Origin of the sequence: Terriglobus aquaticus (assembly GCF_025685415.1) — a bacterium.
In the GTDB taxonomy this organism is placed as follows: domain Bacteria; phylum Acidobacteriota; class Terriglobia; order Terriglobales; family Acidobacteriaceae; genus Terriglobus; species Terriglobus aquaticus.
Genome location: NZ_JAGSYB010000001.1, coordinates 1,396,979 through 1,412,433, shown reverse-complemented (window position 1 = coordinate 1,412,433; position 15,455 = coordinate 1,396,979). Strand labels below are relative to the sequence as shown.

Genomic DNA, 15,455 nt, shown 5'->3' with positions numbered 1-15,455 from the left:
GATCATGCCCACTTCCCGCGAACTCATCGACCTGCGAAGCGACACCGTGACCAAGCCCACCCCGGCGATGCGCGAGGCGATGGCATCGGCGGACGTGGGTGACGATGTATACGGCGAAGATCCGACGGTGAACCGATTGGAAGAGCGTGCCGCCCAGGTCTTCGGCCGTGAGGCAGCCATCTTTGTCCCCACCGGCTCTATGGGCAATCAGATTGCTCTCCACCTGCACACCCGCCCGGGGCAGGACATCATCTGCGAAGCGCGTGCTCACGTGCTGGATTGGGAGATGAACATGGCCGCCATGTTCAGTGGCTGCCAGTTGCGCACCATCTCTGCAGATCGGGGCGTGCTTACCTGGCAGCACATCACCGAGGCGCTTTCAACGGCGGGCCTGTACTACAAGCCGCAGACGGGCCTCGTCTGGCTTGAGAACACGCACAACATGGCCGGTGGCACCGTTTCTTCTCGTGCAGTGATGCAAGAAGTCATCGAGGGCGCGCACGCAGCCGGTCTGCCCGTTCACCTCGACGGCGCGCGCATTTTCAACGCTGCCGCAGCTCTTGGTACCGACGTTGCCACGCTGACCGACGGCTTCGACTCGGTCAACTTCTGTCTGTCCAAGGGCCTGTGCGCGCCAATAGGATCCATCCTGGTCGGCCCTCGCGCTTTCATTGATCGTGCTCGCTCCGTTCGCAAGGCACTCGGAGGAGGCATGCGACAGGTCGGCATTCTGGCCGCTGCCGGGCTTATCGCTCTCAACGACATGCCCGCGCGCCTTCACGAGGATCACAGCAACGCCCGGCTTCTGGCCGAACGCCTCGGGTCCGTTGCCGGCCTTCGCTTGGAGGCGATGCCAGAGACCAACATTGTCTTCTTCGTCGTAGATGGGGGTGCGCCCGGCGTGGTCGCCGCCATGCGCGAAGCAGGCGTGCTGGCCAGCGCGGTTGGCGATCGGCGCATTCGGCTTGTCACGCATCGGGACGTATCCACGGAGCAGTGCGAACGCGCCGCGAGTGTGATCGCGCAGATCCTCACATCGCGTAACTAGCGATCGAGCGGCGCGGCAGCGCGTAGACTGACATCTACGCCCCTACCTGCGACCGCGGCATCGCTGCGCATCGTCCCACCAATCCCAAGCGCACCGGAGTGCAATGGGAAGCGCGGTGAGAATCCGCCACTGCCCCGCAACTGTAAGCGCGCCTGCGGTGCTCCATCAGGAGCTCTGCACGTTCCGCCTCGATGCCGGCCCGTCACTGCGTTCGCGTGGGAAGACGGACCTCGGCGTACCACGGGGCGCGATCGAGAGCGCGTAAGTCAGGAGACCGATTCCGGCTGCCGGCTTCGAACCAGCGCTCCGAGGGGAGCGTAGGAGAACCTGCATGTCTCATTTCACCTTCCAAGGAAGGCGCGCGGTTGTGCACGCTTGTGCCGCGCCCTTACTCTTCGCGTTCGCCGTTCCACTTGCCCAGGCAGCGACGATTCGAGGAACTCTGCGCGACCCACTCGGTCGCGGCGTTCCCGGTACGGTCGCGTTGATGCAAGAAGGCCAAGAAGTCACCTCTGCCTCCACGGATCCCGACGGCACCTACGTTCTGAGCGCAAAAGGTCGCAGTGGCCGTTTCAGCGTACGGGCGACGGCTGCTGGCTTTGCAATGCAAAGCTCGGCTCCGCTCTTTGCATCGAGTGAAGGAGCGGTCGAGCAGAATATCTTTCTGCGCATCCAGCCGCGCCGGGAGGACGTCACGGTGACCGCCACCGGTCTGCCGACGCCTCTGGAGCAGACCAGTGTCGCCGTTACGCTGATCCCTCGCGAGGAGTTAGCTACTCGCTTCGGCATCTCGGATGAGCTCCGACTTCAGCCCGGCGTTTCAGTCGTGCAGAGTGGCGGTTATGGCGGCATCACGAGCCTGTTCGTGCGCGGCGGAGACTCCACCGCGAACCTCGTAATGATCGACGGCGTGCCAGCCAACGATGTAGGCGGGCGGTTCGACTTTAGCAACGTGAGCAGCACCGCGGTCAGCGGGCTTGAATCACAGCGCGGTCCCAACAGCGTGTTGTACGGCACCGACGCGCTTGCCGGCACCATCCGGTTCGACACACCACGCGGCAGTTCACGGCCGGTGTTCACGTACTCCGGCGACGCCGGAAACTTCCATACCTGGCGCAACGAAGCCGAGATCTCCGGAGCGCACCGCAGGCTGGACGGCTATGCCGGTGTGAGCCGGTTCGACTCGTCGAATGCTCTGCCCGGCGATCGCTTCCACCTGACCACGGTGGCCGCGAACGTCGGCGTGCAGCTTGCCACCGATCTCTCCTTGCGCGGCACGGTGCGCAGCGGTGTGAGCGCTACTGGCGTGCCCGGAGCCTGGGACTTTTATGGTCTCGCCTCGCAGGCAAAGCAGGCCGACCAGGACTTATATCTGTCTGGCGTGCTCGAAGGCACCCTGCATGGCAACCTGCACCAGACCGCCCGGTATCTTGGCGCGCGCAAACGGGAACAGTACTTCGAGTACGGCGCGGTGGGCACACCGGTCACCGCTTTTGGCTTCACCAGCTACTACGGCAACGTGGTTACCATTCGGGGTGCGAACGGAACCGTCGCAACCGGACAGGCCGAGTTCTTCACGGGCCAGAACGACCGTTCCGACTCTGTTTCCGACCGCGATGGCGTGCAGTACAACGCCGACTACCGATTAACCCCTCATCTGGCTGCGCTGGCTGGCTTCCGCTTCTTGCAGGAGCGTGGCAGCTATCGCTCCTCGTTCTCGACGCAGGATGCGGAACGTCGCGACTACCAGTACACGCTGCAGTTGCAGGGCGATGTATTGGGTCGCATCTTCTACTCACTCGGCGGGGCGCTGCAGCACAATACCTTGTACGGGACGGAAGGCACACCTCGTCTCGGCATTGCCGGGTATGCAATCCGACCCGGCCAGGGCTGGCTGCATGGCACCCGTCTCCACTTCAACTTCAGCAAGGGCGTGCAAGAGCCTAGCCTAGCCGCCGGCTTGGGATCTCTGTATACCACCCTGGCGCAGGCGGGGAACACCGCTGCTATCGCGCAGTACCACGTGGACCCGATTGGAGCGTTACGCAACCGCACTTACGAAGGAGGTCTGGAGCAGAGCATTTACGGCCAGCGATTGATGCTGCGCGCGAACTACTTCCACAACCAGTTCGGCCGGCAGGTCGAATACGTAGGCGCCGCCGATTTGCAGCAGTATTTTGGCATTCCTCTCAGCGCACTGGTGCCGGGAAGCTACGGAGCGTATACGAACTCTCTGGATTATCGGGCTCAGGGCGTCGAGTCGGCCCTGGAATACAGCCCCATGCATCACCTCATGTTCCGGGGTGGATACACCTACCTCGACGCGAAGGTGGAGCGTTCGTTCAGTGGGGATGTGACCGCCGTCCTGGGAGGCTTTCCAAATACCAATCCCAACTACCCGGACATTCCCATCGGTAGCAGCTCTCCGCTGATTGGGGCAAGGCCGTTCCGGCGTGCTCCCCACACCGGCTTCGCTGTCGCGGAATATGCGTCCGCGAAGTGGACGGCTGGGTTAAAGGCGGCGTTCTCTTCGCGCTCTGACGACAGCACGTTTCTGTCGTACGCCAGCATTGCTGGCGACAATTCGCTGCTGCTGCCCAACCGCAATCTCGCCTACGGGTTCGTTCGGCTGGATGCAGATGCGACCTGGCAGGTGCGTCCGCAGTTTGCTCTGTTTAGCCAGATGAACAACCTGCTTGGTCAGCAACGCATGGGACCAATCGGTTACCCAGCGCTGCCGTTCAACTTCCGTGTCGGCGTCAAGGTGCGGCTCAGCCGCGACTGATCGCGCCAATGCCAATCAACGCCTGCAACCCAATCGGGCGTTGTACAAAGCTCTCTTCGTGCCATGGCGCACATCCAATAGGCATGTGCCTATGAGCACGTGGAGGACTTTTTCAATGATTTCAGGCGTACGTTTCGCCCCAGTTGTTCTGCTGTTGGCCGCGTGCGGCGGCTCTATCTCCGCACAGAAGAATGCTCCCCAGGAAGAGGGGCCGAGCCCGACGCGCGTGCTGGTGCGCGCAGACGTGAAGCATGATGCTGCCGCGCCCGCTCTACGAGCAAGCGACGTTACGGTCAATGTAGGTGGCCGGGAGGTTCCGGTTGTGAACGTGACCCCAGCGATCGCCTCTGCCGGTCTGTCGGCGGGCGCGCGGTCGCAGCCGCTCGAAGTAGCTGTACTGCTGGATGAGGGCCTTCGCACCAATTTCGACACCAATCTCCGCGAGGTCGTCGACTTCGCCCGCAGCACTGCCAATGGCAACACCGCGGTGAGCGTGGGCTACATGCGCAACGGCACCGTCGCGTTTGGGCAGCCGTTTAGCACTGACCCGGACGTAGTTGCCAAGGGCGTGCGGATCCCACTCTCCGCGCCCGGCATCAGCGCCAGCCCTTACTTCTGCCTGCAGGATCTGCTGAAGCACTGGCCCACCCGCACCGGAGCGCCGCGCGTGGTGATCATGATCACGAACGGGATCGACTACTACAACGGCTCCGTAAGTCCGCTGAACCAGGACAGTCCCTACGTGGACGAGACGATCCGCCTGGCGCAGAAGTCGAACGTGCCTGTGTATTCCATCTACTTCGGTGGACGCGCGGTCAACGGCTTCTACTCGAGTTCTTCGGGCCAGAACTACCTGAGTGAACTCGCCCAGAAGACCGGTGGCGATACCTACAACCAGGGCCAGATCACGCCGCCCTCCATCGCGCCGTTCTTCCGTCAGTTCCAGCAGGCACTCTCGCGTACCTACGACGTAACCTTCCAGGACAGCGGACGTGATCTGCAGCGCTTGAAGATAAGCACCAACCTGCCGGGAGTAAAGCTGCACGCGCAGGAAGAGGTGCAGGCTGGTACCGTTCGCGAGTAGACCGCATTTTGCAATCGCGCACGCTCGCAGTACCATGCGGGCGTGCGCTCCTTTAGAACCTGCCTGCTCTGCCTCGCTGCGATGACCCTGCTTTCACCCTCCACTCCGGTTGCGACCGCGCAAGCCGATGCATCCACTCCAGCCCATGCGGTGACCGTGATCAACGGCTATTCGCGGCAATGGTGGAAGGAGGCAGTGGTCTATCAGATCTATCCGCGCTCGTTCCAGGATTCCAATGGTGACGGCATCGGTGATCTTAACGGCATCACCAGCCGCCTTGATTACCTGCAGAAGCTCGGGATCAACGTGATCTGGCTGAGCCCCCACTTCGATTCGCCGAACGCCGACAACGGCTATGACATCCGCGACTACCGCAAGGTGATGACGGAGTTCGGCACCATGGCCGACTTCGATCGCATGCTCGCCGGCATCAAGCAGCGGCACATGCGCCTGATCATCGACCTTGTGGTGAACCACACTAGCGATGAGCACCGCTGGTTTCAGGAATCGCGCAAGTCGCGCACCAATCCCTACCGCGACTATTACATCTGGCGCGACGGACGGCCGAACCCTTCGGCACCCCACGGCTTCGATCCGCCCAACAACTATCCTTCGTACTTCAGCGGCTCAGCCTGGCAGTGGGATGACACGACAAAGCAGTTCTACCTGCACCTGTTTGCCGTCAAGCAGCCTGATCTGAACTGGGAGAACCCGAAGGTTCGCCAAGAGGTGTACAGCCTCATGCGCTTCTGGCTCGACAAGGGCGTCGACGGCTTCCGCATGGACGTGATTCCGCTGATCAGCAAAATTCCCGGCCTGCCTGACCTGTCGCCGGAGCAGTTGAAGGACCCCTCCAAGGTGTGGGCCAACGGTCCGCGACGCGACGAGTTCCTGCAGGAGATGAATCGCGAGGTGCTCTCCAAGTACGACGACATGAGCGTCGGGGAGGCCATTGGCATCGGGCTCGCGGAAACGCACAACATCGTCGGCGAGGACCGCCATGAGCTGAGCGAAATCTTCAACTTTGATGCGACTCGCATCGGTGCCAAAGGCGGCTACGAGTATGCGCCGCTGAACCTGCCCGACCTGAAAGCCATCTACAGCGCACATGCGCGGGTGCTCGGCAAACAGGACTGGGACACCGTTTTCCTCGGCAACCACGACATGTCGCGCGTGGTGTCTCGCTGGGGAGATGTTTCTACGCCAGAGAATCGCGCGTTGAGCGCCAAGATGCTGCAGACGATGGTGCTCACGTTGCGTGGCACGGCCTATCTGTATCAGGGCGATGAGCTCGGCATGACCAACTATCCGTGGACCAAGATCAGCGAGTTCAACGATATTGAAGTGCAGAACCGCTTCAAGACGGACGTAGCTTCGGGCAGGATGACCGAACAGCAGTTGATCCAGGGTGCCGCCGCGTACGGCCGCGACAACTCACGCACCCCCATGCAGTGGGACACAACCAAGAATGCTGGATTCAGCAGTGGCACAAAGACCTGGCAACCGGTGAATCCGAACTACACGACGATCAACGCCGCCAGCCAGGTGAACGATCCGGATTCGATCTACAGCTTCAACCGGCAGATGATTGCGTTGCGCCACAGCGATCCTGCCTTCGTCTACGGCGACTACCAGGACCTGGACCCGAAGCATCAACAGGTCTTCATCTACACGCGCACGCTCGGCTCTGCGAAGTACCTTGTCGTGCTGAACTTTTCGAAGCAGCCAGTCGAGTACAGCTTGCCGGGTGGCTCCGCGGCAGGGCAGTTGAAGCTTGGTAACTATCGAGACACTTCCGACGCTCCGGGATCGTCGACTTTGCATCTGCGGCCGTGGGAGTCCCGGGTCTACCGACAGTAGTCGCGTTCAAGTCAGCAAAGGGGCACAGCCAGGCTGTGCCCCTCTTCTTGTGCGCGTGGATGAGAACGCCGTCTACTGCACCGCCTGCACGAGTTGCGTCAGCGAATCCTGAAACACGAATCGGACGATCGCTGACGGCTTCTTCGCAGCTTCCAGTTGCGCGAGGCTGTCGGCTTTCCAGCTAGGCGGCGCAGGCTGGTGAGCGGTCAGATAGTGCACAGCTTGGACGCCGATCTGGCTCAGGGCGGTCAACTGCTGCGCGCGCTGAGCCATGGGCTGCAGGCGTGGCGCATTGGCGATCATTGCTTGCACGTCCGGCACCGAAGCGCCGACCGTCTGGTAGTACTCCGTCAGCTCGGTTGCGGCGGTGCTCGCAGCAGGCGTGCCAGCGCTGCCGGTCAAAGCTCTAGTGGCAAGCTCCAGCCGATGCTTCACCGGCGGGTCGGGTACCACGGCATCCACGAAGTTCGTCAGCGGCGTTAGTTGCGACGTGTGTTGCTCCTGGTAGCGGTTGCCGAAGGGCACAGGCTCAAAGGCCTGGGCAAAGCTCCGTAAAGCGCCGATGCGCTCTGTCCCTGCAATCGACCGCAGGCCCGCGTCCTCGCTCGACAGGTGCCGCAGCCCAAACGTCTCCAGTTCCAGCGAGGTGGGTAGAAGTCGACGATACATGTCATCGACGTCGCGAACATTCTGCGCAGACCAGAAGCGCTCGGCCATCGCCGCGGTGCGCGGCCAGACTCTCGACTCTACTGTGCGCTCGTTCAACTGCTCCGCCCACATGCAGACCTCACCGCCTAGGATCAGTTTCTGCTGATCGGTGGTGAGCTTCGTTTCCGCGGGAACGGGGTCAGCCAGATAGTGAACGCCTGCTGTCTTCATCGCGTCCAGGTAATACGGAGCGGAAAGCACCCCCTGATACCCCTGTTGCGCGCCTGCTGACAGCGACGCCTCGCCACGCCACGACTGAATCACAATGCTCTTCGGCAGGTCAGGGTTCAGGATTTCATCCCAGCCCAGCATCTTGCGATTCAGCTTGGTTAAGATCGCCAGCACACGCGTGTTGAAGTACGCCTGCAGCGCTTCGTTGTCCTTCAGATTGTGCGCCTTCTTGAACTCGAGAATGCGAGGGTTCTTCTTCCAGTCCGGAGCGGGTGTCTCGTCTCCGCCGATGTGCAGGTACGGGTCCGGAAAGATCGTCGTGATCTCCGCCAGCAACCGTCCGATGAATTGGTATGTCTCGTCGCGCGTGGGATCCAGCGCGGTATCGGAAATGCCGAACTCCTGGCGGATGCCGTCCGGTTTCGTTCCACTGTTCAACTCCGGATACGCCACCAGCCAAGCCGCGGAGTGACCCGGCATCTCGATCTCCGGCACGACTCGTATGCCGCGTGCACGCGCGTACTCTACCAGCTCGCGCGCTTCAGCCTGCGTGTAGAACTTTCCATCCGAGCCCAACTGCGTCAGCTTCGGGAAGACTTTGCTTTCGATGCGAAATCCCTGATCGTCGACCAGGTGCCAGTGGAATACGTTCAGCTTCACCGCGGCCATGGCGTCGATATTGCGCTTCAGCAGGTCCAGCGGCTCGAAATGCCGACTGCAGTCAATCATCAGACCGCGCCACGGAAAGCGCGGGCTGTCCTGCACCGTTGCAGCCTGGATCACGTAACCGTTCCCGGCAGGCTGTGTGAGCTGGTAGATCGTCTCCATGCCGTGCAGCGCACCCACTGTGGTGGCGGCTTTCAGGTGCACGCCGGTCGTGGTCACTTCCAGCGAATAGCTTTCGTTCTCTTCCGGGCCCTGCACCGCTTCACCGTCGCTCGCAACCTCCAGCACGATCGTGCCGCTGCTGCCGGTGCTGATGGACCGCGGCAGCTCCGTTCCCGTCTTGTCCTCCATGCGTTTCAGGAAGCGAAGTGTTGCCGCCTGAAGGCGCGGCGACTGCGATCGCGACAACACCACCGTCAAACCGGGCTGCACGCGCAGACCGTCTGCCGCAAACTGCACACTGGCTGGCTTGGGCATCAGCACATCGCGCGGCGCATTCTGCGCAAAGGTGGGAGCGACGGCACAAAGCAGTACGGCGGACGCAGCGAGGCAGCGGGGCAGGAACAGCGGCATGGGCAGTCTCCGGTAAGCCGCACAAGGAAAGCGGCACCGCAACAGCTTCTCATGGCGACCACCGGCGCTGCCAAGGGCACGTGCCCTACAGACTTTTCTAGCTGCCCACCAGCACGCCTTGCGTGAGTTGCTGCCGCGTCTGGCGCCGCACCTGCCACTTGCGCCACAACTCTGCACTACCGAACGCGATCAGCACCACAATCTCCGGCTCGATCGGCTGCCGGTAGTCCACCGACGCGTGTGTCAGGTAATAAGGGAGTGGGAAGAGCAGTAGCGTGACAAGAAAGCACACGCTTGCGCGCTGGCGCAGCCGCAACAGGGTGCGCAGCCCGATCAGGCTCAACGCCGTGAGTACCGTGCAGAAGGGCACGTTCGGCAGGTCCAAGCCTTGGTTCCGGAGATACGCCGGGGAAAAGCTCCAGAACCCCGTCCAGAATCGAACGAACCTGCGGACACATTGCACTGCAAACATACCCGGCTTCCGCGACACATGCTCCAGCGCAATCTCTCGCTTCTCAGCCATGTAGCGAAGCTCGCCCAGGTGTTCGTACCGCTTCAGTTCCGCGGGGTTGCTGCCAGGATGGGTCCAGCCAGGATTGGTCTCGCTTGTGTCGTCGTTGTTGCCGGCGTAGAACTCGCCCCAGTAGCCATCGCGCATGGGGACTACGGCGTGCAGCACACGGATATTGCGGATTGTCCATGGGAGCAGTACCAGCGCCAGCACCGCTCCGGCCGTGAATACACGGAGCAGGCCTGCTCGCACGGACATGCCGCCGCCGATCACCGCGATGAGCATTAGAACTGGAAACAGGGAGAGGACGCTTGGGTTGGAAAGGGCTGTGACCCCGTACAGCAAACCCCACAGGGCCCACCCGCTTGGGCCATATTGCCGCAGACGCAAGGCACACAGAAAGGTCCATGCAAACAGTGCGCCGGTCAGTGTGTGATCCCAGAGATAGCTTCCGGAGAACGTAACGGAGTACGGGTACAACGCCCACACCGTCGCCGCGATCCAGGGCACGCGGCGTGTCCAGACATTGCTCGGTGAAGAGGCAGGCTGAACGCCTTTCCGCGCGGGTCCCTTCCAGATCCCCAAGGCTTCCTTCGCCAGGGCGTACACCGGGACGACCACCGACGCACTGATCAGCGCATTCAGTCCCAGCGCCACAAAGGCGGACAGATTCGAGTAGAGCCCGAAGACCCGGAAGATGCCGGCAAGCAGGTACGGATAGAGCGGCGCAACCAGTGCCGTGGGAACGTTGTCGAGCGGCTGAAAGGGCGACGTGAACCCGTGACCCAGGGCAATGGACCGCGCGATCCATCCCTGCTCCCAGCCGAACTCGTTGTGGTCAGCCGACACGGGCAGATCGCGGTACATGGCGAGCACCACGACCATGCGGATCAGCAGAGCGAGCAGGCCGATCAGAAACAACCGTCGGGCCACACCCGGTTCTGCATCGCCGACTGGAGCACGGCCCACGCCAGATCGGAGCGCTGACCCTTTTAGCGATTGCCTGTTCCGTGCACGGGAACGGTACGGGTAGGGATGAAAAAGGGTCGGGATGCCGCGTCTCCTATGCACTCTGACGCGAAGCGCCGGAAAAAGAGAACAGATGCAGGTAATCATCTTGGCGACAGAGAGCTATCCGCCGGAAACGTCCAACCAGGACAGCGTGAGTGTCGGGGGTGCATGTCGCCTTCAAAGCTCAACACGGGGCGAGCGCCGAAGTTCCGGAGTGTGTCGCTGAATCTTCCCGAAAAAAGGCAGGAGACCCGATCGGGTCTCCTGCTTGGATGGTGTCGAGTCCAGATTAGCGCCCTATCTGGTTCAGCGATGCCAGCGCTTCCTCCCCCAGCTTGAGCGAGGCAGCGGCAAGATTCTCTTCCAGATGCTTCAGCGAAGAGGTTCCCGGAATCAGCAGGATGTTCGGCGAACGCTGCAGCAGCCACGCCAACGCCACCTGCATCGGTGTTGCATTCAGCGAACGTGCCACGGTCTCCAACTCGGACGACTGCAGCGGTGTGAAGCCGCCCAACGGAAAGAACGGTACATACGGAATGTGGTCTGCGGCGAGTTCATCCAGCAGGCTTTCATCCTCGCGCTGCACCAGGTTGTACAGGTTTTGCACGCACACGATCGGAACGATGCTGCGTGCCTCGCGCACCTGAGCCGCAGTCACATTGCTCACACCAATGTGTTGAATCTTGCCTTCCTGCTGCATCTGCGCCAGCGCTTCAATCTGTTCGCGAACGGAGCCCTCTGTCGGCCCATGTGGCCCGTTGCCCATAATGCGCATGTTCACAACTTGCAGCGAGTCCAGCCGCAGGTTGCGCAGGTTATCTTCCACGCCGGAGCGCAACTCGCTTGGCGACTGCGCCGGCTTCCAAGACTTGTCAGCCTCGCGGCGAGCGCCCAGCTTGGTCACGATCACCAGGTTTTCCGGATACGGGTAAAGTGCTTCCTGGATCAGTTGATTCGTCACATGCGGACCGTAAAAGTCGCTGGTGTCGATATGATTCACACCAGCCTCGACCGCAGCCTGCAGCACCGCGATAGCCGTGTCGTGATCCTTGGGTGGGCCGTAAACGCCGGGACCAGCCAGTTGCATCGCGCCGTAGCCCAGTCGATTGACGGTCAGGTTTGTGTCAGGAAAAGTAAAGGTGCCACCCAGATTATTCGTTGCCATCATTCCTCCATGGAAGACGGGCAGCGCCCGTTTCCAATCTCGCGTCTTTAGATGTGGCGCTGACCGGCCTCGGAGTTCGCATTTGTCCACCCTTCCCAGAACCGCACTTAGGCCAAGAAAGACGCCAGTTCAGGCTCGATCGAGCGACACGGTGGAAGCGATCCTGGATGCGACCCTTCAGGTTTTGACCAAGGTCGGCAAGGAGCAACTCACCACGACGCGTGTCGCCTCTCGCGCCGGCGTGTCGGTTGGCACGCTCTACCAGTACTTCCCAAACAAGGTCTCGCTGCTGCAGGCGTGCCTGCGAAGACACATGGACCAGGTGGTCGCAGCCATGCGCGACGCCTGCAACGAGCAGAAGGGAAGTGAGCCTATCGCTATGGTGGACGGCCTCGTAGAGGCGTACCTCGCAGCCAAGATGCACCACATTCCCAGTAGTGCCGCGCTGTACTCCATCAGCTCGGACGTGGATGGAATGGAGATCGCAAAGGCAGCGTATGCGACTGTGCGGTCTGACGTGACCGCAATGTTCGCCACTGCGCCTCACCTGAAAAAGAGCCCTGAATCTGTTGCGTCCATCGTGCTCGCCGCGATGAACGGGGTCGCACGCCGTCTGTTGGAAGCGGAACAGCCCGAGGCCGAACTGCCCAACCTGCGTGACGAACTGGAGTTGATGCTTCACTCCTACCTGAAAGCCTGCTGCATCGCGGGATAAGTGCCGAAGGGAAGACAAGAGCTGACACGAGAAAGCCCCGGATTGCTCCGGGGCTTTCTCGTTACATCGGCCGCAGCGACCGATGCAGGCGTTGGGTTTAGTACATGCCGTCCATGCCGCCGCCGTGCGAGTGACCGCCACCCGCCGGTGCTGCCTTCTCCGGAATCTCGGAGATCAGCGCCTCGGTGGTCAGCAGCAGGCCGCTGATCGATGCGGCGTTCTGCAGGGCAGTGCGGGTCACCTTGGTCGGATCGATGACGCCGGCCGCAACCAGGTCTTCGAACACGCCCGTGGCCGCGTTGTAACCGGTGTTGTCCTTGCCTTCCAGGATCTTGCCCACAACCACGGCACCCTCTTCGCCGGCGTTGCCAACGATCTGACGCAGCGGCTCCTCGATGGCGCGGCGGATGATGGTCGCACCGATCTTCTCGTCGCCTTCCAGCGTCTTGATCAGCGCATCCACGTCAGCAGCGCAGCGAACCAGGGCCACACCACCGCCCGGGACGATGCCTTCTTCCACGGCAGCGCGGGTCGCGTGCATTGCGTCTTCTACGCGGGCCTTCTTCTCCTTCATCTCGGTCTCGGTAGCAGCACCGACCTTGATGACGGCGACGCCGCCCACCAGCTTGGCAAGACGCTCCTGCAGCTTCTCGCGGTCGTAGTCACTCGAGGTCTTCTCAACCTGCGAACGGATCTCGCGCACGCGGCCTTCGATCTTGTCGTCCTGACCTGCGCCGTCGATGATCGTGGTGTTGTCCTTGTCGATGGTCACGCGCTTCGCACGGCCGAGGTCTTCAATCTTCACGGACTCGAGCTTGATTCCCAGATCTTCCGTGATCGCCTGACCGCCGGTCAGCGTCGCGATGTCGCCCAGCATGGCCTTGCGGCGGTCGCCGAAGCCAGGTGCCTTCACGGCGGCAACGTTCAGCGTGCCACGCAGCTTGTTGACCACCAGGGTCGCCAGCGCCTCACCGTCCACGTCTTCCGCGATGATGACCAGCGGCTTGCCGGTGCGCGCAATCTGCTCCAGCAGGGGCAGCAGGTCCTTCATCGAGCTGATCTTCTTCTCGTAGATCAGGATGTACGGATCGTCCAGCGCGGCTTCCATGCGCTCGGCATCGGTCACGAAGTAGGGCGACAGGTAGCCGCGGTCAAACTGCATGCCTTCGACCACGTCCAGCTGCGTTTCCATGGTCTTCGACTCTTCGACCGTGATCACGCCGTCCTTGCCGACCTTCTTCATCGCCTCGGCGATGATCGTGCCGATCTGCGAATCCGAGTTCGCGGAGATGGTGCCGACCTGCGCGATCATGTCGCCGGAAACGGGCTTGGAGAGCTTCGAAAGAGCTCCACCGCTGACAGTGCCGTCCTCGGCGCGCTTGCCGACGATGGCCTCAACAGCCTTGTCGATGCCGCGCTTCAAGGCAGTCGGGTTCGCGCCGGCGGCAACGGTCTTCACGCCTTCGCGGTAGATAGCCTGCGCCAGCACGGTTGCGGTCGTGGTGCCGTCGCCGGCCACATCGCTGGTCTTCGAAGCAACTTCCTTCACCAGTTGCGCGCCCACGTTTTCGATCGGGTCCTTGATCTCGATTTCCTTGGCGACGGTCACGCCGTCCTTGGTGATCGTGGGGGAACCGAACTTCTTCTCGATAACAACGTTGCGGCCCTTCGGACCGAGCGTTACCTTGACGGCGTCGGCGAGGGTGTTCACGCCGCGCAGAATCGCCTGACGGGAATCTTCACCGTGCAGAATCGTCTTTGCCATTGCTTTGTCTTCCTTTGCGACCGTGGTCGCGAGAGTTCAACTTCTGTGTTGCTTCCGGCATGCTGTCAGCGCGGAAGAAAGTGGTACGGCGCGTATCTGCCGCATACGCAGCAGGCTGGGCCTACGACTTGAGGATGCCGAGAACTTCTTCCTCACGCATGATGAGCAGGTCTTCGCCGTCCAGCTTGATCTCGTTTCCGGAGTACTTGCCGAACAGGATCACGTCGCCAGCCTTTACGTCGAGCGGGAAAACCTTGCCTTCGTCGTTCGACTTGCCCTTGCCGACGGACACAACCGTGCCCTGCTGCGGCTTTTCTTTCGCGGAATCCGGAATGATGATGCCGCCGCGCATCGTCTCGCCTTCTTCAGTCCGGCGGACCAGGATGCGGTCGTGCAGCGGTGTAAACGTGGATGCCATGTGAGTCCTTGCTCCTTGCTTGATGTGGTGCACTGTGTGCTTGGCACTGCGGCGCTCGTCCGGCAGTGGGTGGCAGAGCGCGCGAGCGTTTGGCACTCGCACCTTCCGATTGCTAATGTACGAACCGGACCCATGCGCCGTCAAGTCCTTCAAGCATGAAATCTGAGTAAATTGCACTCAGGTCTGCTTACGCCGACAGCCAGCCTCGCGCTGGTACGCCAAGCCGGCGGCAGCGCATCGCAGCTAAAATACGGCACATGGTTGGACCACGCGGTATGGGCATCACGAAGAAGGCAGGCTTTTACGCAGGAATGGCTCTTGCTTTTGCGGCAACCCTGGCAGGGCAGTCCGAACGGCATGGCCGCAAGTACAAGGCACCTCCAGAGACGAGTCACCTTGAGGTGTTGGTGCTGCGTGATACCAGCGGCAAAGTAATCGAGAATGCCGGTGTCGTCTTTCACCCCACCAAGGACGGCAACGACGAGGGCAATCTCGAGGTCAAGTCGGGCGTGGATGGCAAAGCGTTCATCGACATCATCCCCACCGGGTCCGTAGTCCAGGTACAGGTCATCGCCAGCGGTTTTGCGACCTACTCCGGCACGATCACGCTGGACTCCCCGTCCAAGCAGCTCACCATCCGGATGAAGCGGCCGCAGGAGCAGTACTCCACGTATGCGGAGCGTTCCGGCGTGTCCACGCAGAAGTCCGGTGTGCAGGAGCCGACACACCGTACCATCGCGCCTACCCAGAACAAAGCGATCACGGCGACCGATCCGGTGCTGAAGCTGCCGGGAGCCCCCGCCGATCCTAAGCAGGGCGGGGATCCCACGGTTTCGCCCAAGGCGGACCACAACGTGAGCGTGCCGGCCTCCACCACGCCGCCGCCTCAGCCGAACCGGTCCAGCGCGCCCATGGGGAACCAGGGAGCGACGACTGGAACCACGACGGGACCGAACTAGGCCGTGTCGGACTTAC

At 61.8% G+C, this 15,455-nt stretch carries 11 protein-coding genes and 1 riboswitch; of the genes, 6 read left to right on the top strand and 5 right to left on the bottom strand.

The annotated features are described in order from the left end of the window. Positions 1 to 4: 4 nt before the first annotated feature. The 4 genes from OHL12_RS05770 (at position 5) to OHL12_RS05755 (ending at position 6,777) form a co-directional block, all read left to right on the top strand. Entirely contained in the window at positions 5 to 1,048 is a 1,044-nt protein-coding gene (locus OHL12_RS05770) for a threonine aldolase family protein (RefSeq protein WP_263412873.1), read from the top strand. Between the two features lie 105 nt (positions 1,049 to 1,153). After that, positions 1,154 to 1,324, top strand: a riboswitch (cobalamin riboswitch). Between the two features lie 55 nt (positions 1,325 to 1,379). Then, positions 1,380 to 3,833 carry a TonB-dependent receptor gene (locus OHL12_RS05765; protein WP_263412872.1) on the top strand — a complete coding sequence of 818 codons (2,454 nt, stop codon included), beginning with the start codon at positions 1,380 to 1,382 and terminating at the stop codon, positions 3,831 to 3,833. Between the two features lie 115 nt (positions 3,834 to 3,948). Next, a complete protein-coding gene (locus OHL12_RS05760; protein ID WP_263412871.1) occupies positions 3,949 to 4,917 on the top strand; it encodes a vWA domain-containing protein in 969 nt (322 codons plus the stop codon). Positions 4,918 to 4,998: 81 nt separating this feature from the next. Continuing rightward, positions 4,999 to 6,777 (top strand): alpha,alpha-phosphotrehalase, encoded by a 1,779-nt coding sequence (locus OHL12_RS05755; protein WP_263412870.1) that lies wholly within the window; start codon positions 4,999 to 5,001, stop codon positions 6,775 to 6,777. A 72-nt stretch (positions 6,778 to 6,849) separates the two neighbouring features. On the opposite strand, the gene OHL12_RS05750 is transcribed toward OHL12_RS05755, so the two are convergent. The 3 genes from OHL12_RS05750 to OHL12_RS05740 all read right to left on the bottom strand — a co-directional run bounded on the left by OHL12_RS05750 (position 6,850) and on the right by OHL12_RS05740 (position 11,585). Further along, positions 6,850 to 8,895, bottom strand: a complete 2,046-nt coding sequence (locus OHL12_RS05750; RefSeq protein ID WP_263412869.1) for a beta-N-acetylhexosaminidase — start codon at positions 8,893 to 8,895, stop codon at positions 6,850 to 6,852. Positions 8,896 to 8,992: 97 nt separating this feature from the next. Further along, entirely contained in the window at positions 8,993 to 10,339 is a 1,347-nt protein-coding gene (locus OHL12_RS05745; RefSeq protein WP_263412868.1) for an ArnT family glycosyltransferase, read from the bottom strand. A gap of 367 nt (positions 10,340 to 10,706) precedes the next feature. Continuing rightward, positions 10,707 to 11,585 (bottom strand): aldo/keto reductase family oxidoreductase, encoded by an 879-nt coding sequence (locus OHL12_RS05740; protein ID WP_317889805.1) that lies wholly within the window; start codon positions 11,583 to 11,585, stop codon positions 10,707 to 10,709. A 148-nt stretch (positions 11,586 to 11,733) separates the two neighbouring features. On the opposite strand from OHL12_RS05740, the gene OHL12_RS05735 reads away from it, so the two are divergent. Beyond that, positions 11,734 to 12,297, top strand: a complete 564-nt coding sequence (locus tag OHL12_RS05735; protein WP_263412867.1) for a TetR/AcrR family transcriptional regulator — start codon at positions 11,734 to 11,736, stop codon at positions 12,295 to 12,297. Between the two features lie 97 nt (positions 12,298 to 12,394). On the opposite strand, the gene groL is transcribed toward OHL12_RS05735, so the two are convergent. Beyond that, on the bottom strand, positions 12,395 to 14,062 hold the full coding sequence (groL, locus tag OHL12_RS05730; RefSeq protein WP_263412866.1) for a chaperonin GroEL: 1,668 nt from the start codon (positions 14,060 to 14,062) through the stop codon (positions 12,395 to 12,397). A 121-nt stretch (positions 14,063 to 14,183) separates the two neighbouring features. Then, the gene (locus tag OHL12_RS05725; RefSeq protein ID WP_263412865.1) at positions 14,184 to 14,480 is read right to left on the bottom strand and encodes a co-chaperone GroES; all 297 of its coding nucleotides are present in this window, start codon (positions 14,478 to 14,480) and stop codon (positions 14,184 to 14,186) included. A 257-nt stretch (positions 14,481 to 14,737) separates the two neighbouring features. Here OHL12_RS05725 and OHL12_RS05720 point away from each other — a divergent pair, with 257 nt between their 5' ends. Continuing rightward, complete coding sequence (locus tag OHL12_RS05720; protein ID WP_263412864.1) at positions 14,738 to 15,439, top strand: hypothetical protein; 702 nt, start codon at positions 14,738 to 14,740, stop codon at positions 15,437 to 15,439. The last annotated feature ends 16 nt before the right edge of the window (positions 15,440 to 15,455 follow it).